Source organism: Aliivibrio salmonicida LFI1238, assembly GCF_000196495.1.
In the GTDB taxonomy this organism is placed as follows: Bacteria; Pseudomonadota; Gammaproteobacteria; order Enterobacterales; family Vibrionaceae; genus Aliivibrio; species Aliivibrio salmonicida.
In genome coordinates this window covers 701,949-726,691 of the sequence record NC_011313.1, presented here as the reverse complement: position 1 = coordinate 726,691, position 24,743 = coordinate 701,949, and the positions used below count along the sequence as shown (strand labels likewise).

Below are 24,743 nucleotides of genomic sequence, written 5' to 3'. Positions count from 1 at the left end.
AATGAAAACTATTGAACAACGATTGAAAGAAATAAAAATTGTCCCAGTTATTGCGATTAACAGTGCAGAACAAGCCTTGCCATTAGCTAAAGTGCTTATGGACAATGGATTACCTTGTGCTGAAGTGACGTTTAGAACAGAAGCCGCCGTTGAATCAATTCGTTTAATGCGTGAAGCGTATCCTGATATGTTGATTGGCGCAGGTACCGTATTAACCGCTGCACAAGTTGATCAAGCAATTGAAGCCGGCGTTGATTTTGTTGTGAGCCCTGGGTTCAATCCAACAACGGTAAAATATTGTCAACAACGTAATATGCCGATCATCCCTGGAGTAAATAATCCAAGCTTAGTCGAGCAAGCAATGGAAATGGGACTAAAGACATTAAAATTCTTCCCAGCAGAACCATCTGGTGGCATTCCAATGCTAAAAGCATTGACGGCGGTTTATCCTGTTAACTTTATGCCTACTGGCGGAGTGAGCCCAAGTAATGTAAATGATTATTTGGATATTAAATCGGTTGTTGCTTGCGGTGGTACATGGATGGTACCGACAGATTTAATGGATAAGGGTGATTGGGATAGTATTGCCGAATTAATTAAATCTCTATAAGTAATAATGCTAAAACTCACGATACATTTTATCGTGAGTTTTGTTCCATCTGTCCGCTATCAAATAATGATTAAATATTTATTTGAATGTATATTCATTATTTGATGAGTTGTAATGCACCCATCCTCTATTTCTTTTCTATTGTTCATTAAGTGTTTTTATATTTATGAAATTTCGACCTGAACCGATCTTAATCATCACCACCTTTTTAGCCGCTGCTGGTTGGGTTTTTTCAAAAGAAGCGATTCAAGGATTACCTCCGTTTGGTTTTATTGGTATTCGCTTTATATTCGCTTCATTATGCCTTTTACCTTTTTGCTTTAGTGCACTAAAAAAAGCCGATGGACAAGATTGTTTTCGTTCAATGGGGGTGGGAGTATTACTTGCGGGTTCCATTTTTTGTTGGATCTACGCTATCTCTATCAGCGATACGTTAGGTGAAGGCGCGTTTATAATGAGCCTCTCCATGCTGTTTGTTCCTTTATTGGCGTGGCCATTGTTTGGTTCTAAACCACCACGTGCATTTTGGTATTCATTACCGATTGCATTTATTGGTTTGTTTCTACTGTCATGGAGTGATGGATGGAATATTGCAACGAGTCAACTTTGGTTTATTGCTGCTGCTGTTGGGCTTGCTACGCACTTTAATTTTAACAGTAAATATTCGGCCAGTTTACCGACGATATTACTCACTACATTACAGCTATTTACCGTTGGTTGCTTGGGCGTAGTGTTGTCGTTTTTCTTGGAAACGTGGCCGGAAGGGGTAAGTTTAATTACCTGGAAGTGGGTATTATTAAGTGTCTTACTTGCTACAAGTTTGCGTTACTTAATGCAAACTGTAGGTCAAAAGTTAGTCAACCCAACGAATGCCGCTATATTGATGCTACTTGAACCTATTTGGACAATGATGTTAAGCGTGTGGGTATATGATGAATCGATGCCTCTTAATAAAATCCTCGGATGTGCATTGTTACTGCTGTCTTTATTTTTCTACCGCTTTAGCCAGGTTAGACCAAAATTCCGTCTTTGAGGCTATGCGGCTTTATGCGTTTGCTGCTGTAGTGGCAGAGGCTTGCCCAAATGAAAACCTTGAAAATAATCAATGTTCAAGGTTTTCATCTGTGTGTATTGGGCTAGTGTTTCTACGCCTTCAATCACAATTAATACATTCTCTTTTTTGGCGAGTTGGATAGCAGACAACAAGGGGAATGTATTTCCTTCCTCATATTTTATCAAAAGCGTTCGGTCGATTTTTAAAATACTTGGTTTTAAAAGAGAAACTCGATGCTCGCAAGAAGCTTCTGAACCAAAGTCGTCAATAGCGACATTAAATCCGTGCGATTTTATGTTTTCTATTGCTGAACGTAATTTTTCTTCATCATTATAATGAAACTCGAGTAATTCAAGAGTGACTTGTTGTGGGGAAAGTCCTAAATGTTTAATTCGATATTCAAGTAAAGAAGTGTTCATGTTTGGTATCTTATCAGCGTGAAAATGGATTGCTGATTCGGGCAAGATATTAAGAAAAAGTAAGCTATCGCTTTGGGAGAAGAGGGCAAAATTACGGATATGAATAATACGACTAAGGCGTTCGATGTTTAGTTTTTGCTCGATAGTTTTAGTGGTGTCCTTAAAGAATAAATCAGGTCTTATAGAGAGCATGTTTACATCATAGATACGTAATAAAGCTTCATAACCAATCGCTTGTCGGTTAACATTAAAGATAGGCTGAAATACGCTTTGCAATAAATATTCTTCATATTTTGAATAGAATGAACCATCCTCGCCCAAAAATAAATACCCTTCAAATTGCTCCTGAGTGACTAATAACATGCTTTACTCCATAAAATAGCATCTGTTATTGATATATCAATCACCCTTAGTTATCAAGTTGCGGCTTATTATTTACGATATGAATCACAGAATAAAATATTCTGTAAGTAGCTTATTTCTATGATTAATTAATTATTTTCATACAGCTTAATATCCATATAGAAATGAATTCATTAAACAATGATTTAGCATTTCTATATGTTATTAATTACATACTGCCTACAACTGCTTGATTTTATCGACTAAGCTGAAGAGTGGCTTAGATTTCATGATGTTTCATTGAGAGACATCATGATTATTCATAATATAGAGTGGACAAATTTTTTATAATGAAACGATTTTCTCATTTATCATCTCTGATGTTTAACTTATTTGTATTAGTAGTCAGTATTTTTAGTAGCAGTGATGTTTCTGCTGCTGATATTACTATTGATATTACTTCCGATGAAACGGTCTATGAGAATAATACGAATGTTACGTATCAAATTACGGTAACAAATATTAGCCCGAACACAATTAATGATATATCAGTTCAATCTGATTTTATGTCCGTGACATCAGGAACTGAAAATGCTTTCGAATCAACGTCTATTTTAGGAACGTCTACTTTTCTATCTAACGAAGGTGATTATAATTCTGCTGGGGATTTAAACGTTAGTAATGCGAGATTAAGAAGTGGAGGGGTGTTAACTTACACAATAAAAGCATTAACCTCCAATATAATAACGGGCGATATTTCGGTTATCGCAACAGTGACTACGCCAACAGAAACGGTGTATACCCCTCCAATTACCGTAACGCCTGCACCCTATACGTACACTCTTGAATTATCGGTTAATAAAACAAATTACATTATTAATAATACGTTGGCCTATACATTAAAAGTGGAAAATATTGGTAGTTACAAAGTTCAAAACCTTTCTATTAATCAATTGTTTTCATCTCTGACTGGTGAATCGATAAGTGGAATGGTTATTCCTAATTTTTCTAGTGTTGTTATTAATGCTACGACGAGCGGGGTTGAAACTAATGCTGGTTTATTTTTACCTTCTGGTGATTTAGCGGTAACTGAGGCCACGATAGATATCGGTGGCAATATAACTTATACCATTCAAACCGTTGTTTCAGGCAGTCTTATCAGTGACATTGTCACTTCTGCGGCGGCGCTGACTAAAGACGGAAGTGTAAATAGTAATGAATTAATTACGCCTCCAACTATTGGGGAGTTAGATATCACATTACATGAATTTGAAAGCTCCAATAGTTATCTTGTAAACAATGAAATGAGAATTGAGTTAACCGTTAAAAATACTGGTTCAGGCATTGTTAGCGATTATGTGGTTCAACATAATATTAACGCTCTGATTTCTGATTTAGGCAACGATTTAGATCAAGCTCGATACGATAGCTCAGATGTGAGATCTAATCCTTATATTTCTTGGACGAGCAAAGTTACGTCGATAGGAAATAAATCCATTTCGGCGTTAAATACGAGTGGGGAAGTGGCGAATCAAATCTTTGATGATACGGTTTCTGTATATCCAGACGAAGAGATTAGTTATTTAATTACGGCTAAATTAACCCCTGTTACTATCGGTGAAATAGAAAATTTAACGGCAAGAGTGCTTAAAAATGATGGTTCTTTGGCCGATCCAATTAATACTATTTCTGGAGTAATTGATCCTGAATATGTTTTAAACCTAAACGACCCTGAAATTAAAATATCAAAAACAACAACTCAAAGTGAATATATTCCCGGAGGAGAGGTTGTCTATGACATTACGGTTGATAATACGTCGAACAAATATTTTGCGAACAATCTGATTATTGTTGATAAATTATCTTGTATTCAGACAGAACAGGCAGGAGGTGTTGGTAAAGGTAGCGCCTTTAGTTCGTGGAAATTAGATGTTGTTAATGGATCAGATACAGAAGGCACGGATGCAGGTGACTTCAACTATGGCGCAACTAAAATAGGTGATTTAACCATATCACCTGATATTGCGCCTGCTAAACAAGTACATTATAAATTAACCGCGACAGTTAGTGACACCAGTATTGGACCGATTATTGATAATAACCTGACTTGTAATGATGATATTTCAGAGACGGGAACTGGGGTTCAAATGCCAGATGACAGCTTGTCAGTTACCAAGGATGTCGATGATTACTATTATTCTTCAGGGCAACGATTAACTTATACTATTAAAGTCACTAATAATGGTGACGGTTTCGCGGATCAAATATCGGTAATAGATGATCTAGCATCAATAATGGTAACGGATATTTATGGTCATAGTGTGCCGGCTTATTCCTCTTGGATCATCACGGCCAGCGCGAAACATATTGATGGTACCGCCGCAAGTTCAACAGATACAGGGTTTTCAGGAGTCATTACCTCGCCAACGATTTTAGATGTGAAAGCAACCATTGAACCAAAAACAATAATAACTTACACGATAAGAGCGAGAACGATACCAACAGCTAACGGTGAAATTAATAACCTCGTTACTATTGATGAGAGAATAATGGCTGACAGAGCATCTGTGCCTAAAGATTTTGCAGTTTCAATTGAAAAATTTGTAAAGGTTGACGGTGCTTCTGCGTTTAGTCGTGAGCAAACGTATTACTCTAAACCAGAAAATACGGTGACTTATCAACTCGTGGTTAAAAATGACAAATCTAATGGCTATGCGACTAATGTAAATATTACTGATGAAATATCGAGTATTGAAGCAGATATGTTAGAACCCGATAATACGCCTATGACGGTATTCAGTAGCTGGACGATTGAGCATGAAGTTAATATTATAGATACATCGGATCTTTCTGCTCAAGAGCAAGCAGACTTAATTGCAGCTACCGATACAGAGGTTGCTGTTGATAATCAAAACTTAGATACGACAGCTCAAATTCCGCCTAACGTTGAAATTATTTATACTATTACCGCTAATATTGATCGCTCTGATGAAAACAGAATAGTTTGGGGTCGATTTAATAATATTGCGACAGTAGCAACACCCGATAACGGCCGCTCCAATTCAGAGAATGCTTGGGTTATACCTAAAGATCCTGATGTGTTTGTCACAAAAACAACCAGTAACGATAATTTTGAAATTGGTAAAGAAGTTGTTTTTAATATTTATGTATTTAATAAAGGCGCAGGGTTTGCTAACGATGTAGATGTTTTTGATGATATTGATGGAATGGGAGTATTCAACTCTGGTTGGACAATTGAGGCACTAACAGACTCTCATTTGAAATCGGGAAGCTATGCCGATAATAAATCGACATGGCCAGACGGAGGCAATATTCAATCAAAAGTGGATATTGATCCTAAAGAGTCATCAGGCAGTTTTGATGGCATGGGCTATGTTGCTTACAAAGTTATTGGAATAGTTAAAAATGACTATTCTCCTTCTGAAATATCTAATACCGCTGAAATTCATGATCCTGCAACAGGTACCGACCACTCTTCGACTGCTGAAGTGGGTAAAGATATTGTACTTAGCCGATTTAATGTTTCCATATTGAAAACGTCGGATAAAGTAAAAGTTACCCCAGGGGAAGACATTACTTACAGCATTACGTTATACAACAATAGTAAAACGGTTACGGCTAATAATTTAACCGTAGTTGATTATATGGCGGATATTAAAGCGGTATTAGCGAATGATAAAGATGATCATTTTGAGGATGATAAAGAGCAATCTCCATTTGAATATTGGTCTATTAAATTAGATGGGGAGACTGTGTTTGGTGCACAAAATAATGATAATTTTATTTATCCTCCAAGCGGTTCATCAACGACGCTTAACTTAGCTCCTCAAGCATCAAAAATATTTCACATTAAAGCTAGAGTGAAAGATAACTTTGTAGGTTCTGATAATACCTCAGACTCACTGACGAATTTGTTGCCTAATGATGCTTATGTTTATCGTGATTTTGGCGAAGTGGCCGAAGCTTCACATGTTTCACATCATGAAAATGAGCGAGTGTGGCAAGGCTCTGATACGATTCGAGAGCTTTATGTTAATGGCAACATTGAACAATACTACACCCCGGGTGACACATTAACTTATACGATTAAAGTACTTTCAACGACCGGATATTTAAATGATCATAATGTTGATGAGAATATAAAAGGACTTAGTGTTCAGTTAATGGATGGAACCTATGCCAATCCATTCTCTGATATTTTTAGTGTAAAGGTTGAAAAAGAAGACAGTGATGGTGGTGCAGGAACAACAGACGGCACATTAGACGGTGTAGTTGAAGATGATAAAAATATAGACACAACGATAGATGTTGCTGGTGGTGATTATGTTTTATATACCGTTGAAGGGATTGTTAGGGATGATGCTGTTGGAAATATTATTATTGGCGGAACAACATTAAGACCGAATCAATTCCATTTATCTTTTTCTAAAGAAGTGGATGAAATTAATTATGAGCCAGGTGAAACATTAACCTATCATTTGATAATTACGAATGATGAGAAAGGTAATGCTTATGATATTCCTGTATTAGATGAAATATCAAAAGTAGAAGTTGAATTAATAGATGGTTCTCTTGGATCTGCATTTGAGCCTAATTGGACGATAGTAACTCAAGTGAGTGGTGGTGCGGTTGGAGGTAATGCCCAAATTGGTACAGTCGAAGATGGAAAAGACATAGATACCAATGCATCGATACCAATGGGAGCTACGATTGATTATGTTGTTACCACAACTGTAAACCCTGCTGCTGTCGGAGATATAACTAATATTCTGACAGTTAATGGGGATCATGTAAGTGAATTGTCAAAACCAAATGCTCAGAAATTTGATGATGAAAAAACGATCCTTGCTTATTATGATACTGATGGAACAACGGTATTGCCAAGTGGATTAGATGGTTATAAGCCTGATGGGTTTATCGAGTATCAAATTGAAATTCGTAATGATAATAATGTACATTTGAATGATATTTCTATTGTTGATGAAATCAGCAAGATAAAGACTCAGTGTTACGATTTAAGCAATGGCACAACCGTTAGCTGTAGTGCTTTTGACCGTTGGAGCATAAGTTCAGAATCAGATGGAAGTTCAATTTCTAATCCCGGTATTGTCGAGAATAATAAAGACATAAATACAGAATTTGATTTAGCGTCAACAGGCTCAACATTACTTCAGCCATTTGTACGTTATACAATTAAAGCACATATCAGAAAAGAAGCGGTTGGTAGTTTTTATAATTCAGCTAAGGTCGACAATGAATATAAAATGACATCCGATCGTTCTGTTATGTTACCTGTAAATCTAATTAAAACCCATTTAGGTTATACAGATTCGACGTTATCAACACGAAAAACCATTTACGATCATACTGTTGATGGTGAGACGGTTTCTTATCATCTACGTTTAGAAAATACAGGCAATGGTCTTGAATATGGTAAATCTCTGATTGAGAAGTTTTCTGATTTACAAGTTAAGTTAGCTCAAACGCTAACAAGCCAAGCTGATAATCAGCAGGGACCAGTGTATGAACCGAATGGTTGGAAGGTAACCGCGACAACCTCAAATGAATCAATGACATCAATTGGAAACTTTATTGGAGGGGATAATGTTGATATTGATTTACCATTTATATCTATTGCTCCAGGTGGATGGATTGATTTTGTTATGGAATCTCGAATCCGTGAGGAGACTTTAAATGACTTTAGAGTGGTTCCAACTTATGGTTCGAGTGATCTACAAGCGGTACGTTTTAATGTTGAACCGTCTAATTTAAATGTCAGTAAAGAAATTATTTCAATTGATGGAAAGCCATATAGCAGTGGTGATTATTATAAACCGGGAGGTATTGTTGAATATCAATTTATTGTAGATAACACTGAGTCTGTATGGAATGATAATACGGTGATTAAAGACATACTCTCTAATATAACCGTTGAAGTGATCGGTGGTGGTATTGAGCCGGCTCTAATTAATACCAATATTAGCGATATTGTAAGCCGAGGATTAGATCTAAATATAGATACTAAGCCATTGGATTATGATCCCGGCAGTGACCTTGATATACAAGAATCTGATGGCCTTGATATTGGTCCTGAGGAAATAATAACGTTTACGATAACTGGTGAGATTCGTAAAGATGCGGTTGGTATTATTGACGGAAATACTGCCATTGGTGGAACCGACAGTGTCACCACCAGTACTATTCCACCAGCAGAGCCTATATTGGTCTTTGAAAAAGTCGTTACGAATACAACCGCAGATGGAGGTTCATGTTCATTTCCTTCAAATACAGGCAGTGGGTGTGAGTATAACCCTAATGGTCAGGTTACTTATCAAATAACCGTAATAAATGAAGGGGAAGGCATTGCTAACGATGTTCTGATTAAGGATCTTATTAGCACGATAAATACGTCGGATGGCGTGACTGCATTTTCTTCAAACAGTGTGAATTTGATTGATAGTCCGAGACCCTCTCGTTTTTCTATTAGTGGAAATTACAACGGTAACGGTGATTTAAATGCGACCTTTGATCTCATGCCAACAGATACTGTTGTATTCGAGATTAATGCAGAAGTCACTGGTGCCGCAACCGGTTCAATAACAAATACAGCAACCATTAATAGCGATACGACTAATAGCGTTATATTAAACGCGGGTACTGCAAAAATAATAGCGACAAAACAATCAGATATTGCCACCTATACACCAGGACAAACTATTAACTATACGATAGGAATTCTGAATAATTCGGATACTAACTCTGAAGTTATTATAAAGGATGATATTTCGAGCTTTTTAGTGGAGACCGCAGACGGTTCAATGCAGCCCGCATTAGATTCGTGGTCCATTTCTTCTCGTGTTGTTACTGATGGCGATCATGATTCTGTTCCTAGTTATACCGATATCAGTAGTTTACCGATCTCGGGAAATATTAACTCAACGATCAAAATGGCCGGAGAAAATGTCGACTCAACAAGAACGTTAGTTGAAATTATAATCACTGGTACCATTCGTAAAGACGCTATCGGCCAATTTACAAACGTGGTTTCAATTAATGGGAATAATTATCGCGTTAATGTGGGTTACGTTGTTCCTGAAAAAGGAGAACTGTCGGTAACCAAAAGTACGACGAAAATACCAGCAACCTACATTCCGGGAGAATCCATTGGGTTTGATGTCGCCGTTGAAAATACAGGTTCTGGTTATTTAACAGATGTTAATATCTCTGATTTAGTGAGCAATATTACCACTGATTTTGCGGCTCAATCACGACTAGGTGATGTATTTGAGCAATGGGACATTACCGATATAGTTATAACGGGGGTAGACCCATCATTATCTCAACCTATTCCAGGCACTGAGATTACAGGTACGAACGGATATGCCATTGATTACAATATTGCCCCAATGCAAACGGTCAACTTACATTTAGAAGGTAAGGTTAATGACAAAGCAATGGGTGACATCACCAATGAAGTTGTTGTCACAGACAGTGATGGAAATAAAAAAACAGCACAAGCAACGTATACACCAGAGAAGGCCGCATTAGTCGTAACAAAAGTCGTAGATAAACCAATATATGAGGCTGGCGATACACTGACTTATACGATTGAAATAACAAACACGACGGCAGCTTGGGCAAAAGACGTAAAAGTAACCGACTTCTTATCGACGATAGAAAGTACAACCATTGATGGTTCAGTCGTCACTGCATTTGTTCCTAATTCAATTGATATTATAGGGACGTCTTCAACGGGAAATTCGGTTATACCGATCATTAATAATAATGATATTAATGGCACGATTGAAATTGCGCCTAACGATACCGTGACTATTACCGCAAGCGGTCAATTGTTGGATAATCTTCATGGTGAAGTTAAGAACATGGTTACCGTTGAATTAGATGGCATCGTAAGTACAGCAGAAGCGATAAGTGTTCCTATTATACCAACGGTTACTTTAACAAAAGAAGCACCTATTGAGTTCTATGTCCCAGGAGAAACGTCTGATTATGTTGTTACGGTAACAAATGAAACTAATGGTTTTGCTGATGACATAAAGCTACAAGACATTATTTCTGGCCTTACGGTTGAAACAGTTGATGGAACCATTGAATCTGCCTTTGATTTTTGGACTCTTGATGTTGAAGTGTTGGACCCAAATACCGTTATCACAAGAACGCGTTCGACTTTTAATGAAGACATCGATGTCAATATCGACCTAGCACCGTTAGATACCGTCACATTTACTATTAGCGGTGATGTTAATAAAAACGCAGTTGGAGTTATTAAAAACACCGCAACGATGGCGTTTAATGGTATTTCCGTTGATAAAGAAGCTGAACTTAAACCTGAAGACCAGAAAGTGACTTTTAATAAAACACTTAAAGACGGTTCAAAAGAAGGCCCTTATAAAGCAGGAGAAGAATCAGAGTTTCATATTACGTTAATAAATGATGCTGCGAGCTTTGCACAAAATATTCAAATAACTGACTTAATCACAGATCTACAAGTCGAGACTGTTTTTGGTGTTATAGAGCAAGCCTTTAGCTCATGGAGTATTGATTACCGTATTCGTAATGATAAGTACGATACGACAACGATTAGTTCATTGCCTATTGGGGATGATATCGATGTTATTATCGATTTAGCACCAAGTGCAACGATTGAATTTATTGTTAAGGGGATCGTAAACCCGAAAGCATTGGGGGAGATCAGCAATACGGCCACAATGAATGACGGAATTTCAAGCATCGATTCAACAGCGTTATTGCAACCAGAAAGTGTTGTTTTGGTCGTGAAGAAAATCGCAGATAAAAACGAATACACGAACGATGACAATGAAATTACCTATACGTTGGCGGTGACCAATAGAGGTTCATCAGATGTGTCTGGTGTTCAATTAGTTGATGAAATATCGACGCTTCAAGGGGCGAATGGAAACCCTTTATTTACTGAATGGACAACCACGATTAAAGAAGCCCCTGGTTTATCTGTTGTAGCGACCGAAAGCTCTATTGACCTTAATTCGACTCAAACCTTAAAAGCGTATGAAGGTAACGGATTTATTATCACCGTTGTAGGGAAAATAGGTAAAGGGCTTGATGATGATATTACCAATACCTTTATCGCAACAACGCCTGGTGGAGAAACTGCTCAAGATAGTGTCACTATTCATGTGAAAAAATTTGCAGATAATGAAGGTCAACTAGAGGTAACAAAACAAGCACTTAAAGACTCGATTCAGGTAGGAGATGTCGTTGAGTATGAAGTGGTTATCGAAAATAATAATGAAGCTGAATTTAAAAGTGTCAAATTGGAAGATCGATATCCATCAGGCTTTCAGTATGTAGAGAATTCAACGGAGGTTACAAACAGTGGCCCTGACGGTGTTTTTGATACCGCAGATGACGTGTTTAGTAATCAAGAGCCAGCAGTGACTCAAGTTTTATCATTTTCTATCGGCGATATGCTTGCGTATGGCGCGAGTGGTTCAACCGTGCAAGAAAATGTCAGAGTCCGTTATCTATTACGAGCCACGGTAGGTACTACATTTGGTCAATACGTCAATACCGCTTATGCAATGACCCCTGCGGAAGGAATGACAACAGGACCGTTAGAGATCAAATCGAACATGAGCAGTGCGACTGTTGAAATTACCCCCGATAAAGTATTTGATACGGCATCGATTATAGGCAAAGTTTTTGAAGATAATAATGGGGATGGATATCAAGCTGATGCAACCGCTTTTGATATTAAATTAACCGCTAATATCGCTCACAGTAATTATGTCATGGGTTCTACGACGATAGAAATTGAAGGTGAAGAAGAAAGCCTAAAAGAAAAAGGCATAGTTCCTATTAATCAAAGCATTGTAATTGATCATCTATTTGGGTTATCGAGAAATAGAACGCTACCAGAAGGGAATATAGCGATTGTCCAATTTGCGACAAAAAACAAAGATAAATTCGATTTTACCGTAACAACGGCTGACGGTTCTCATATCTCATTCAGTAAAGACGGTGTGATAAACATAGAGCATTTAGGAAACAAAAAAGATCAGCTTGCTGCAGAAAATCTGAAAATAACCCGTAATCTATACAAGGATAATAACCAGTATTTATGGGAAATTGTCATTGAAAATATGGGGATCTATGAGGACGGTATACCAGGTGTAAGATTGCTTACGGTTGAAGGTATCGTTATTGAAACCGATGAATATGGGCGTTATCACGTGCCAGATCAATGGGTTCTCAATAAGAAGGGAAAACAATTCTTAGTTAAAGTTGACACCGATTCATTACCGACAGGAATGAAAGTAATCAGTGAAAACCCGAGAGTATTAAGAATTTCACCAAATCAATTAACGAAATTTAATTTTAGTGTTCAAAAATAAATAACTCAAAACTATAAAAATAAAGAAGTTATTAGGAGAAGTATGAAGTTATTCAATAAGAGTCATGCAACGTTATATGCACTGTATGTATTCCCATTAATGACGCTAGCAAAAGAAACAGATGACTTACAACAGCTGGATTCCAACGCGATGGATATCACAGTGGATGTTAGTGAGCAAACAGACAGTTCTCGTATTTATTTAGATGAAGGGGCAATCTGGGCGAGTCGTGATATTACCAAGTTTAATCCTGTTTTAGATTTAAGTGCGACGGATGAAGTTGAAGTCGACGACGGGAAACTTATTAACCCATTAAACTTTTCCGTTGACACTAATTACAGTTATTACATTAGCTCTTGGGAGCTTGAAGTATATCGTGGTGCTGATCGCCACCTGTCTCAGCCTTTAGCTGTGATGAAAGGTGAAAAGCTTGCAAACAGTACCGATATTGAATGGGACGGCTCAACAGACGTTAATTACAGATTTAAGCTTGGGCAGCAATTGTTGTTTCGATTAAAAGTGTGGGACAAAGATGGAAATATGGATGTGACAACCATAGGGGTTGTTGATACCGTGCGTCCGGATAAAGAATTGTCTATCGATAAAAACAGTAATGAATCAGAAAATGGTCGTCACTTTGGTCGTTCTACATTAATGCGTCACAATATACCGACGTCTTCCGGTTTAGCTAAGTTTATTGGAACGGGGCTAAACGGGGTAGATAAAGTTATTATTGGAGAAGATGAGTTTGATGTTGTCGAAGGAGGTTTATACGCTGAAATATTCCTTCCAACAGATGCATATCGTTTCCCTACGACCGTTGTTTTTGATTCAGGAGAAGAACGTCGTTTCTCTCTTTATGCTCGTATTCCAGATACTTATTATGCACAAGCGGGTCTAGCGGATTTTTATGTTGGGAGAAACCGTGTTGGAGGCAGTACTGGTGCGCTTGAGGTTAATGATCAATACGTAAAGGATATTTATAACCAAGGTCGAATTGCGTATTTTGGTCAAGGTAAATTTGGCGATAAATTGCGTGTTGTTGCCCATGTCGATACTCAAGAAAATGCAGTAAAGGATATGTTTAAAAACCCTTTCGCGGCAAATGATACCTCAACTGTTTTTGATATCGTCGATGGCGATGATGAAATGATGTATGGGAATTATGGTGATGGGGCTAACATTCAGAAAATTGTTAACACCAAAGGTAAAGTGTATTTAGATGTTCAATACGATAAATCTCAATATTTATGGGGTAATTTCAATACAGGAATAACAGGGACGGATAACGGGGATTACAACCGAAGCTTATATGGTTTTAAAGGCGACTATCGTACACGGGAAACCACGAAATTTGGTGAAGACCGTTTAAATCTCGTAGGCTTCGCTTCTCAATCTGATTCACTTTACTCTCACGATGAATTTTTAGGTACAGGTGGGTCTTTATACTTCCTTCAACACGGTGAAGTTATCCCAGGTAGTGATAAAGTGTTAATCAAAGTGATGAATAAAGACAGTGGGATCGTTGAAAATGAAATCCCATTACAATCTGGTCGAGATTATGAAATTGATGAATATCAAGGCCGTATTATCTTAACAAGGCCGCTGTCTGATAGCTTTGGTTCTGTTATTGATGATTCCCCTCGTGGTGGCTATGAAAACTATCTTGCTGTTGATTATGAATATGTACCTAAAGGTAAAGATGCCCGTGATGCGCTGGTTTATGGTGGACGAGTAAAAGGGTGGTTAAATGATTACATTGGTATTGGTGCCACTTACGCATCAGAAGAAAAAGATACGCAAAATTATGAGCTATATTCAACAGATTTAATCTTGCGAGCGACTGAAGGAACATACTTAAAAACGGAATTTGGTCGAACAAAAGGAACCCAAGTAGATAGTAACTTTGTGTCTTTTGATAGTGGTTTAACTTTTACTCCTATTTCATCTGGCATGGCTGATGATCGTGAAGGCGATAATATCCAAGTTCTTGGGGTCGCAAGTCTTTATGATTTAGCCCCTGATTTTTTCGGTGCCGTTGGTAATGATGTGAAAGCTTGGTACAAATCAAAAGGTGCGGGTTATTCATACGCAAGCCAAAGTGACGGTCTTGAACAAGAATCTTATGGAACAGAAGTTCGCTTACAAGTTAGTGATAGAGTTCAAGTGTCTACCCGATTTACATCAATGGAAGAGACTGAAATTGATGGAACGTTAGAAACCGACACAGAGCAAGTTGAAGTTGAAACACAAATTTTAGTGACTGAAAATATTAAAATTTCGCTTGCTGGGAAACATATAAAAGAATTGAATCAAAACAATGAATCAGGCACTGGTAACCTTGCTGGTGCAAAAGTTGAATATCTTTGGGATAACGAAAACAGCGTTTATATTAAAGGTCAAAAAACAGTTGATGCCACTGAAACTTATGATGATAACGACAGTGTTACAGTTGGTGCAGAAACTCGCGTATTAGATGACTTGAGTCTTGGTGGTGCCTATACCGTCGGGAGCCGAGGAGATGCCGCAGAAGCAACTGTTACTTATGATGTAACTGACGATTACTCAACTTATGTTACTTATGTTGATGATAATTATGAAGACCAAAACAACGTCATTTTAGGTCAACGAGCAACATTGACGGATTCTGTTGATTTCTATCAAGAAAATCAGTTTGTTAATGAAAATAACGGAAAAGGCCGAGTTGATTCTTTTGGCTTTGATAATGAAGTTACCGATGATATTGATATTGGAATTGCTTATCAACAGGGTGAGATTGATTATAGCGATGATCCTGAAAACACCATTACAGGTATCGTGAATCGAAGAGCTGTTAGTTTTAATATTGGTTTGGATCTCGATGACATCGTTCTAAAGCATAAAATTGAGTATCGAGTAGATAAAACTGAAGAGACAAATGAGAAAATTGAACAATGGGTAACTATCAATAGTTATACTCACCATTTAACGGAAGAATATACCTTATTTGGTAAATTTAATTATTCTAAAGCGATGAATGATACGAATAACGAATTACTTGAGCGCTTTATTGAATCAAGCATTGGTCTTGCTTATCGACCTATTTATAATGATAAATTAAACCTATTAGCTCGTTATACCTACTTGGTTGATTTTGATAATTTAAACCGCGATGTCGAATACTCTGATACTGAAAGCCATATTGTGGAAACAGAAGCGATTTACTCATGGGATGCAAATTTAGATTTTGGTGCTAAGTTCGCATATAAAGATAAATTTGAACGGTTTGATAGAGCATCAGGTGTCGGTGTTGATGTAAATAGCCAAATTTACCTTACTGGTCTTAGCGCTTCTTACCGAATAATGAAAAATTGGGATGTAACGGGCGAATATCATTGGAAAGTCGATACTCAAAATGATGAGTTAGAAGAAGGGGCTTTACTCTCTTTTAATAAATACGTCACCGAGAACTTTAAAATCGGGGTAGGTTATAACTTTTCCAATTTTGACGATAATTTAACGAATGATGATGACTATAACGCGAGTGGGGTCTTCATTAACCTCATCGGTAAGATTTAGGGATGATGACGATGACGATGAAATCATTACTGCTAGGGTTTGGTTTTTTTTCTCTCTTTGGGTGCAGTACAGATACTTATGTAAGTAAAGAAAACATAGACAAATACGACGAAAGAGTTCAAAAGTTTTTGATTGCAGAATGCTTAGTCCCTCAACGAGAAATACAAATGGCAGTGGCGGAACACTTTGAATTTGATAAGTCAGAACTAAAAGAAACAGATTATGCCTCTTTAAATCAGTTTGTTAATAGTATTAAACGATTTAAAGGTCGAATTGCTATTGTTGGTCATACGGATTATCAAGGTTCGGTTAGCTACAATGAAGAGTTGTCTCGTCAACGTGCAGAATCGATTAAAGCGTATTTGTCAGAGAAACTCGTTGTAAGTAATTATGAGTGGGAAGTCAAATATTATGGAGAAAAACGCCCTTTTATTAAAGGACGAAGTTTAGAAGCAAATGCTGCCAACAGACGTGCTTATTTAGTTTTTGAACAAACTATTGATAAAGAGTTGAACCCGGCTTGTTTGCCTCCAGAACCTAAAAGAAAAGTATATGTAACAATGGCATCTCATTTTGCTTTTGATAAAGATGAACTACAGAACACAGATAAAGTAGAGTTGGATGAACTAGCATTGAAGCTCACCGGATTAACGGGGCGAATTTTAATTGCAGGGCATACGGATTACCAAGGCTCACAAAGTTATAATGAGCAATTAGCAAAAGAACGTTCAATGGCTGTTCAAAACTATTTGAAGACGAAGGTCGACCCATCTCAATTTATCTGGGAAATAAAATCGTTTGGTGAAGATTCTCCTATTATTGAAGAGCGCTCATTAAAAGCCAATGCCGCTAATCGACGTGCGTTTGTCGTTTTTAAAGAAGGCCCATTACCAAAAGAAAAGATCGAGTCACTAACGGAGAAGTAATTATTAATTAGTTGATAAAAGAGGAAAGGGCGTTCATTAATTATAATAAACGCCGTTTTAGTTACGCTGTCACTGTTACTTCGTAAGAACCAAATTTACGGATATTAATGACACCCGTATCAAACAGAAGATATTGACCTTTAATGCCATTTAAGATACCGGTTACTTCAGGATTCTTATCAAAATTATGACTGATGATTTTGACCGGGAACTCGTTAACAGGAAAGCGAATGTTTAAGATATTTTCATCCAATAACTCCACTGAATCGTCACCATGCTCAGCTTGAATTTTTGCGATGGCTTCTTCAACTTGAGGTAATAGCTCTAATGCGGCTTCTTTTAAAGCAAGGGGGTTATTGTTACCTTTTAATAACGTGCGCCAATTTGTTTTATCGGCAATCAATTTAGCTAATTCAATTTCGACTAAACCTGAAATCAATCGATTCTTTACTTTCGCAATTGGTAACCCTTGTGTTGCACCTTGATCAATCCAACGAGTTGGAATTTGAGTATGACGCGTGATCCCAACTTTTAGACTAGAGGTATTGGATAGATAAACATAATGGTCAACAAAACAGTTTTCTTCGCCCCATTGAGGTTGACGGCAAGTTCCCTCAGCGAAATGACATGTTTCTGGTTTCATAATACACATGTCGCAGCTTGCTAGTTTCTTCATACAAAGAAAACAGTGGCCTTGAGAGTAACTTTTTTTCGTTTTCTTACCGCACGAACAACAAAAAATATTGCCTGTATGTGTGAGAGTTAATGTTTGGCCGATGAAGGCATTAAGCTCTATTTCCTCATTACCAACAGGAAGTCGATATTGAACCGCACCATCAAGTAATGACGCGCGCATTTTTGCTAGTGTTCCAGTGATTTGAATGCTCATAAACTTTCTACTTTCTTCTTATTAGGTTAAAACCATTGTAACAAAGTCATGAGAGACTGTAAGAGCTCAAATGAAGATTTATGTGCAAGGATAAACGACACTTATGCTATAATCCGCCGCATTAGACCAGATTGACTGGTTATTCATCAATAATACTCGAAATTGGAGTGGCAGCTTTTGCAATTTAAAGATTTAGGTTTAGATAATCGCCTATTAAAAAATCTCGCTCATCAAAACATTAAAAAACCAACTGAAATTCAACGTAAAGCCGTACCTGTTGCCATGGCAGGGAAGGATGTTCTTGCGTCGTCTAAAACGGGTTCTGGTAAAACATTAGCATTCGTATTACCGATGCTTCATAAATCACTTAAATCGAAATCATTCTCTAAGAATGACCCTCGTGCTGTGATTTTAGCACCAACACGTGAACTAGCAAAACAAGTGTATATGCACCTGCGTGCAATGTTAGGTGGTTTAACGTACGATGCTGCATTGATCACTGGTGGTGAAAACTTTAACGACCAAGTGAACGCATTACGTAAATTCCCTAAATTTATTGTCGCGACACCAGGACGCTTAGCGGATCATCTTGAGCATCAATCTCTGTTCTTGAATGGTTTAGAAATGCTTATTCTTGACGAAGCTGACCGTATGCTTGATTTAGGTTTTGCTGAGCATTTACAAAAAATTCATGCGGCAGCAAATCACCGTCGACGTCAAACGCTTATGTTCTCTGCAACATTAGACCATGAAGCAGTGACTAAATTTGCAGGCAACATGCTAGATAATCCTAAAGTTGTTTCTGTTGGTTTATCAACGGATCAGCATGCAGATATCACGCAAAGTTTCTACTTGTGTGATCATTTAGATCATAAACAAGCGTTGTTAGATAAAATCATTGAAACGGAAAAATACTTCCAAATCATGATATTCACAGCAACACGTGCAGATACCGATCGCTTAACTGATTTACTTAACGAACGTAAATTAAAAGCGGTAGCATTAAGTGGTGATATGAACCAAACCGCTCGTAATAATATTATGAGTCAGTTTGAACGTCGTGCACATAAAATCCTAGTAACGACTGATGTTGCTTCTCGTGGTTTAGATTTAACCAGTGTAACTCACGTTATCAACTTTGATATGCCAAAGCATATGGAAGAGTATGTTCACCGCGTTGGTCGTACTGGTCGTGCTGGTAAGAAAGGGACAGCAATTTCTCTTGTCGGACCAAAAGATTGGGAAAGCTTTAAGCGTATAGAGACATTTTTACAACAAGACTTGGCGTTCTCTGAATTCGAAGACTTGAAAGGTAAATTCAAAGGTCTTAAGCCAAAACATAAACGTGAATTTGTGAAAAAAGGCGATGATAAGAAAACGACTGCAAAACGTGGTTCTTATACTCCTAAAAAATCGAAAAAACGCGATAACACATTCCACACTAATGTGGCTGTAGGCGAGCAAGTATTTATGCCAAAGAAAAAACCAAAGCAAATTGTTGTTGATGATGAATAATCATTAAATGATTTGATAAAAAAGGCACAAGTAACTAATTACTTGTGCCTTTTTTTATTTCTAAATAAAGCATCGTTGATAAGCACAAGATGCTTTACGTTTTATATTATAAATATTCGCAAAGGTAAGCAGTTTCAATTTCAACATTAACATCGAAAGAAGAGCTTCCTTCAACAGAGAAAAATTCACCCGAAGAAAAGGTAACCCAATCTGCATCAGAGCTACGCTTAATTGTAAGTGACCCTGTCACTACAGTCATTTTCTCTGCGGCATTTGTACCAAACGTATACGAGCCTGGTAACATAACACCAACAGAGATAGCGTTTTTATTTTGCTCAAAACCAATGGATTTTACACTTTCATCAAAATAACTATTAACGGTTAACATGTTACATCCTTGTTATTAAATTCAACCAGACAATATGATATATAAGTGATTTTTTCAACTGTTAGTTTTATTATTTTACGTAACCTAACGCTTGAATTTTTTGACTTGTTCCAATCGTTTGCATGTATTCCATAAAATCATTTGCTTCTTTAGAAATAGTATTTGTTTTATATACAAACAAGAATGGGCGAGATAAAGGGTACTTGTTCTTTATAATTGACTCTGGTGTAGGTAAAACACCATCAATCTTAACGATATTAAGCTGGGCAAGATCGCCAATAGAACCGGCAGAAACATAACCAATGGCATGAGGGTTACGTGATACGATGCTTTTTACCATGCTTGTGCTGTTAACAACAATACATGGTCACTAATATCAGATACCGTAAATGAATTCACTTCTTGTGTTAGGCCTAAATGGTTTTCAAAAGAAAAACGAGAACCAGATGCGATTTCTCTAGTAATCACGGCAATTTTCTTATCCTCACCTCCTAATTCTTTCCAATTAGCAATATCACCATGATAAATTTTCCAAATGTTGTCTGCAGAAAGTGTTGTAATTGGATTATCAGGATGAACGACGATAGCGATAGCATCATAAGCGATTATTTTTGAAGACAGTGTACTTTTCTCTGAACTTGATAACTGTCGAGAACTAATAGCAAGATCTACGGTATTGTTTACTAACATATTAATACCAGCACTAGAACCGATACTTTGAAGATCTATCTCATGAGATGACGTTTGATTGTATTGCTCAATAAAAGGTTCAAGTAAGGTAGAGACAGAAGTAGAACCTGCAATTGTGGTATTCGTATTCGCGGCAAATGAACTTGAGCTAAGAAGTATACCTGCCACAAGTGAAGTGTAAGAGAGCGCTTTCAACATATTTTTATCCATTTAGAAAAAAGAGCATGATAAAACGGCAGTGTTACACCATTGTGACAAAAAAGAGTTAAGCTTGTATTTGTTCTCTGAACTCTTTAGGGGTAGAACCATTAACTGCCTTAAAAGTGGTACTGAAATGAGCGGCGGTTTTAAATCCTGTTTCGTAAGCAATTTCTGTGATCGTTTTCTTTGTCACTCTAAGCTGAGTTGCCGCATAATTAATTCGTTTTACTTTGACTAGATTGGCAAAAGACAATTTATCGGATTGTAGTTTTCTTTTTAATGTTGATGCCGACATACCTAATTTAGGAGCTACAGCATCAATGGTTAAATCTGAAGCGATATTTTGTTCGACATAACGGATTAGCTGTTGAGATATGGTTAAAACAGAAATTCGGTGTATGAAATCTAACAGTTCTTGATGTTGGTTGACCATTTCGCTTAAGACTGCCAACGTCATAAATTCAATTGTTTCAGGAGAGGGTTGCCCTTCGAGTTGTTCTCTTAATAAAGAAAGCAGTTTAACAATAAAGGTATTTTCTTGTGTGAAAACGAAGGACTCACGAGTGGAGCGAAAATGGTCATCAGTATTAATATAACTAATAAATTTTTGGACAACGGACACATCAATAACAAGAGACTCTGCGTGGAAATTCCCCGATGATGTTGAAAGGTCAATTTTGGATATATCATCAGAGCTGTATAGTAAGAAATCCCCACTTTTTAAAATGATAGATTCACCAACTTTATCTTGATAGGTTAGTTCTCCAGATTTAATCATAAAAATGCCATTACGAACAACTGGATAACGATCTGATTTTCGTCTCGTTTGAGAATTGAATTCATGTAATTGAACTGGAACCATCTTGAATTTCCTCTTATATGTTCGATATTTAGTGTAAACTTACTTATTGAAAAATCAAGATTATTAGCCATCAGTATCGATAATTGATTGAATTATCGTGATTAAGTCTACATTAACAATCGGTGTATTATGAGCAGTCCTCGTTTACGGAAACAATTTGATAAATTATACGATCGCTATATTAATAATACGTCTGGTACACAGATTGATGAGATAGCTAATTTGCTTTGCTGTACACGACGTAATACCCGTATGGTATTAAATAAAATGAGTGACGAAGGTTGGATCTCATGGACTCCTGCGGTTGGACGAGGAAAAAGTTCAGCATTAGCATTCTTTTCTTCTCCTGAATCAGTAAATTATGGGCTTGCGAAGAGATACATAAATGAAGGTAAGCTAGATGTTGCTCTTGATATTTTAGAAGGCAATCAAGATGTATTGCTTGAATTGATCCATGGTGCTTTAGGGGTTTCTCATGAAAAAGGAAAGCAAGTTGTTAAGCTTCCTTATTATCGTCAGTTACAAACCTTAATGCCATCTCTTGCAATTCGTCGTTCAGAGCAGCATTTAATGCAGCAACTATTTAATGGATTAACTCAATTAAATAAACGTGGTGATATTGAGGGTGATATTGCCCATCATTGGGATATGTTAACACCAACACATTGGCGATTTTTCTTAAGACCAAGTATTGCTTTTCATGATGGAAAACCATTAACGTTTCAGGATATTAAAGATACATTTTTTGCATTATCGTCTAATTTTGTGTTTAGTCACATACAAGAGGTCACGAATCCAAATCTTAATGTAGTTGATTTCATTCTGACGACTGACGATTATTACTTTGATAGTAAATTGACTCAGTTTAATGCGAAAATAATTCCAAATACGGCTCATGAATCAATCACCTATGCTCGTTCTCCTATTGGAACCGGGCCATACAAGGTCCGTGAAAATTCAGACAAAAAACTCACGTTAATCGCAAATGAACATTACTTTGGTTATAGACCATTGATTGATTCTGTTGAAGTATGGACGTTACCTAATATCGCACCAATTCAATTGAAATTAGGTTTTGAAGTTTCTGAAGGGGATCACTCTGTTAGTTATGGTGAACAAGTAGATGCAGATAGAGGGTGCACTTATCTACTATTAAATCGTCAGTCAGGATTGGCTGTTAATTCGGATTGGAAAGAATACTTATCGCAAACCATTACGCCGTTACTATTATTAAATGAATTACAAAATGCGAATATGAATGGTATTGGATTATTTAACGCTTACGGGTTATTACCTGGGTTACAGCATTGTTTGAATAGAAAGAAAATCGCTTTTTTTCAACCAGAAAAAGGAAGCGTCGTCAGATTAGGGTATGAAACAGAACATCCTCTCTATCCTTTACTTGGGGCTATTATTAAAAGACGTCTTGCATTGGACGGTATCAAACTCGTTATAAAAGAGTTTGATACGATGGAATTATTAGATTCCGAATGTACAGTACACATTGATATTTGGTTACGCGGTATGAGTCTAGGAACAAATAGACCAGAAGCACTATTGTCGTGGTTATTTGCTTTTAATGAAATAGAAAGAGCAATGCCTAAAAATGAATTTGAGCATATTTCACAATTGATATCAGAATGGCAATCAGAACCACATCAATCTTTCCCTGTGAATCAAATTTGTCGATATTTAGTGGAAACAAATCAGATAACGCCTTTATTTCATGGATGGATGGGGATCAGTGAAGATGCAACAAATAGCATTCAAAATGCGTCTTGTAATGGACTTGGTTGGTTTGACTTCGAAAAAGTGTGGATTAAACCGGAAATGAACTAAATAGTCCGTACTCATACATTGAGTACGGACTATTACGTTAAGTACGCGAACGTTACTTCTTAGGTTGGTAAAAGGTACGAATTGCTTGGGCGAGAGCGGCTTTTACTTCAGGAGTAATCGTACAAACAGATGTTGTTGGTAATACGTCAAGCAATTTACCAACTAAGTGATCTAAAGGTGCCGGTGTTTTTGCTTGCCAAGAGGCTAATAAATCACGATTTAGATGAGAAGGAAGTGAACCTAATGTTCCGACATCATTTTGATTATGAACTAATAATCCTGCGGTTGTACCTTTATCAAGAGTTAATACTTGATAGAAGTAAAGCGTATGATAATCAAGTTGTAATTGATGTTCTTTTTCTGTTGTTTCTTTTTTTGATACTAAATGTGATTGGAGAATATGAACGTAAGTATCGATGACTTTAGTTACGAATTGGTTCGCAAATTCACTCCCATCTGCCGATGTTGGATTAAATCCTTCTAAATAGAAGTGACTTACGCCACGGCGTTTTTGTAACGCAGGGATATCGAAATAGGTATTTCCCAATTTTCGTCCAGAGAGATAGTTTTCTTTGGCTGCTACTTTTAATGTTTGGTCAAAATATTCTTTGTCGTCTTTATCTATGATTGACGGATTGAGATCCGCCATAATACGCCAATAGCTTTGACCGTCTTTATGTGTGGTCCAGCTGATATGGATGTGAATAGAAGGTGCAAAGGGAAGTGAAGGGTGAATGATAGTAGAAAGAGCCGTTGCGCTATCATAGTGTTTTGTGTTGTCGTTCTCATAATGGATTTGCGATACATTTATAGACGCGCGATTAAAAATACCATTGGGCAATGCTTCAAAGCGCATACCTCCACCGTGCAGACCTTCATCTCTTAACCATTCCACTTCTTTAAATGTCGTATTGCTATTTATGCTATCACTAACGTTAAGTAATTTAGTTTTGAAATAAGTTTGTACTTTAGTCAGTAGACTTAACACTTCTTGAGCTTTTTCATTAGTTGCATTGCTTCGCATGTGACATCCTG

14 protein-coding genes are annotated in these 24,743 nt (G+C 37.1%); 7 read left to right on the top strand and 7 right to left on the bottom strand.

Features of this window, described 5'->3' with window-relative positions:
- Position 1: 1 nt before the first annotated feature.
- Together VSAL_RS19495 and VSAL_RS19490 are read left to right on the top strand one after the other, a co-directional pair.
- A complete protein-coding gene (locus tag VSAL_RS19495; protein ID WP_012551975.1) occupies positions 2-610 on the top strand; it encodes a bifunctional 4-hydroxy-2-oxoglutarate aldolase/2-dehydro-3-deoxy-phosphogluconate aldolase in 609 nt (202 codons plus the stop codon).
- 166 nt (positions 611-776) lie between these two features.
- Positions 777-1,643, top strand: coding sequence for a DMT family transporter (locus VSAL_RS19490; protein ID WP_012551974.1), 867 nt, complete (start codon positions 777-779; stop codon positions 1,641-1,643).
- Positions 1,644-1,645: 2 nt separating this feature from the next.
- Here VSAL_RS19490 and VSAL_RS19485 read toward each other — a convergent pair whose 3' ends face one another.
- Positions 1,646-2,446: an EAL domain-containing protein gene (locus tag VSAL_RS19485; protein WP_012551973.1), complete on the bottom strand. Its 801-nt coding sequence runs from the start codon at positions 2,444-2,446 to the stop codon at positions 1,646-1,648.
- Between the two features lie 329 nt (positions 2,447-2,775).
- On the opposite strand from VSAL_RS19485, the gene VSAL_RS19480 reads away from it, so the two are divergent.
- From VSAL_RS19480 to VSAL_RS19470, 3 genes are read left to right on the top strand one after another with little or no spacing between them, the layout of a single operon-like run.
- Positions 2,776-12,840 (top strand): DUF11 domain-containing protein, encoded by a 10,065-nt coding sequence (locus VSAL_RS19480; protein WP_044583582.1) that lies wholly within the window; start codon positions 2,776-2,778, stop codon positions 12,838-12,840.
- A 42-nt stretch (positions 12,841-12,882) separates the two neighbouring features.
- Positions 12,883-16,398, top strand: coding sequence for a hypothetical protein (locus VSAL_RS19475; protein WP_012551971.1), 3,516 nt, complete (start codon positions 12,883-12,885; stop codon positions 16,396-16,398).
- A gap of 5 nt (positions 16,399-16,403) precedes the next feature.
- Positions 16,404-17,324: an OmpA family protein gene (locus VSAL_RS19470; RefSeq protein WP_173362152.1), complete on the top strand. Its 921-nt coding sequence runs from the start codon at positions 16,404-16,406 to the stop codon at positions 17,322-17,324.
- 61 nt (positions 17,325-17,385) lie between these two features.
- Here the strand turns inward: VSAL_RS19470 and VSAL_RS19465 are convergent, their stop codons facing one another.
- On the bottom strand, positions 17,386-18,213 hold the full coding sequence (locus VSAL_RS19465) for a DUF2797 domain-containing protein (RefSeq protein ID WP_012551969.1): 828 nt from the start codon (positions 18,211-18,213) through the stop codon (positions 17,386-17,388).
- A 177-nt stretch (positions 18,214-18,390) separates the two neighbouring features.
- On the opposite strand from VSAL_RS19465, the gene VSAL_RS19460 reads away from it, so the two are divergent.
- Positions 18,391-19,728, top strand: coding sequence for a DEAD/DEAH box helicase (locus tag VSAL_RS19460; RefSeq protein WP_085941881.1), 1,338 nt, complete (start codon positions 18,391-18,393; stop codon positions 19,726-19,728).
- A gap of 106 nt (positions 19,729-19,834) precedes the next feature.
- Here VSAL_RS19460 and ppnP read toward each other — a convergent pair whose 3' ends face one another.
- The 4 genes from ppnP to VSAL_RS19445 all read right to left on the bottom strand — a co-directional run bounded on the left by ppnP (position 19,835) and on the right by VSAL_RS19445 (position 21,869).
- On the bottom strand, positions 19,835-20,116 hold the full coding sequence (gene ppnP, locus VSAL_RS19455) for a pyrimidine/purine nucleoside phosphorylase (protein WP_012551967.1): 282 nt from the start codon (positions 20,114-20,116) through the stop codon (positions 19,835-19,837).
- A gap of 70 nt (positions 20,117-20,186) precedes the next feature.
- Positions 20,187-20,456: a substrate-binding domain-containing protein gene (locus VSAL_RS23995; protein ID WP_231850929.1), complete on the bottom strand. Its 270-nt coding sequence runs from the start codon at positions 20,454-20,456 to the stop codon at positions 20,187-20,189.
- Positions 20,450-21,004: a substrate-binding domain-containing protein gene (locus VSAL_RS19450; protein ID WP_231850928.1), complete on the bottom strand. Its 555-nt coding sequence runs from the start codon at positions 21,002-21,004 to the stop codon at positions 20,450-20,452. Before VSAL_RS19450 ends, VSAL_RS23995 begins: the two co-directional genes overlap by 7 nt.
- A 67-nt stretch (positions 21,005-21,071) precedes the next feature.
- Positions 21,072-21,869, bottom strand: a complete 798-nt coding sequence (locus tag VSAL_RS19445; RefSeq protein ID WP_012551966.1) for a helix-turn-helix domain-containing protein — start codon at positions 21,867-21,869, stop codon at positions 21,072-21,074.
- Positions 21,870-21,998: 129 nt separating this feature from the next.
- On the opposite strand from VSAL_RS19445, the gene VSAL_RS19440 reads away from it, so the two are divergent.
- Positions 21,999-23,708 (top strand): SgrR family transcriptional regulator, encoded by a 1,710-nt coding sequence (locus VSAL_RS19440; protein WP_012551965.1) that lies wholly within the window; start codon positions 21,999-22,001, stop codon positions 23,706-23,708.
- Between the two features lie 52 nt (positions 23,709-23,760).
- Here VSAL_RS19440 and VSAL_RS19435 read toward each other — a convergent pair whose 3' ends face one another.
- A complete protein-coding gene (locus VSAL_RS19435; protein WP_231850927.1) occupies positions 23,761-24,732 on the bottom strand; it encodes a coproporphyrinogen III oxidase in 972 nt (323 codons plus the stop codon).
- Between the last annotated feature and the right edge of the window lie 11 nt (positions 24,733-24,743).

Coding starts and splice junctions, on each gene's coding strand:
- VSAL_RS19495 (WP_012551975.1), top strand. CDS start 2: ATGAAAACTATTGAACAACGATTGAAAGAAATAAAAATTGTCCCAGTT.
- VSAL_RS19490 (WP_012551974.1), top strand. CDS start 777: ATGAAATTTCGACCTGAACCGATCTTAATCATCACCACCTTTTTAGCC.
- VSAL_RS19485 (WP_012551973.1), bottom strand. CDS start 2,446: ATGTTATTAGTCACTCAGGAGCAATTTGAAGGGTATTTATTTTTGGGC.
- VSAL_RS19480 (WP_044583582.1), top strand. CDS start 2,776: ATGAAACGATTTTCTCATTTATCATCTCTGATGTTTAACTTATTTGTA.
- VSAL_RS19475 (WP_012551971.1), top strand. CDS start 12,883: ATGAAGTTATTCAATAAGAGTCATGCAACGTTATATGCACTGTATGTA.
- VSAL_RS19470 (WP_173362152.1), top strand. CDS start 16,404: ATGACGATGACGATGAAATCATTACTGCTAGGGTTTGGTTTTTTTTCT.
- VSAL_RS19465 (WP_012551969.1), bottom strand. CDS start 18,213: ATGAGCATTCAAATCACTGGAACACTAGCAAAAATGCGCGCGTCATTA.
- ppnP (WP_012551967.1), bottom strand. CDS start 20,116: ATGTTAACCGTTAATAGTTATTTTGATGAAAGTGTAAAATCCATTGGT.
- VSAL_RS23995 (WP_231850929.1), bottom strand. CDS start 20,456: ATGGTAAAAAGCATCGTATCACGTAACCCTCATGCCATTGGTTATGTT.
- VSAL_RS19450 (WP_231850928.1), bottom strand. CDS start 21,004: ATGTTGAAAGCGCTCTCTTACACTTCACTTGTGGCAGGTATACTTCTT.
- VSAL_RS19445 (WP_012551966.1), bottom strand. CDS start 21,869: ATGGTTCCAGTTCAATTACATGAATTCAATTCTCAAACGAGACGAAAA.
- VSAL_RS19440 (WP_012551965.1), top strand. CDS start 21,999: ATGAGCAGTCCTCGTTTACGGAAACAATTTGATAAATTATACGATCGC.
- VSAL_RS19435 (WP_231850927.1), bottom strand. CDS start 24,732: ATGCGAAGCAATGCAACTAATGAAAAAGCTCAAGAAGTGTTAAGTCTA.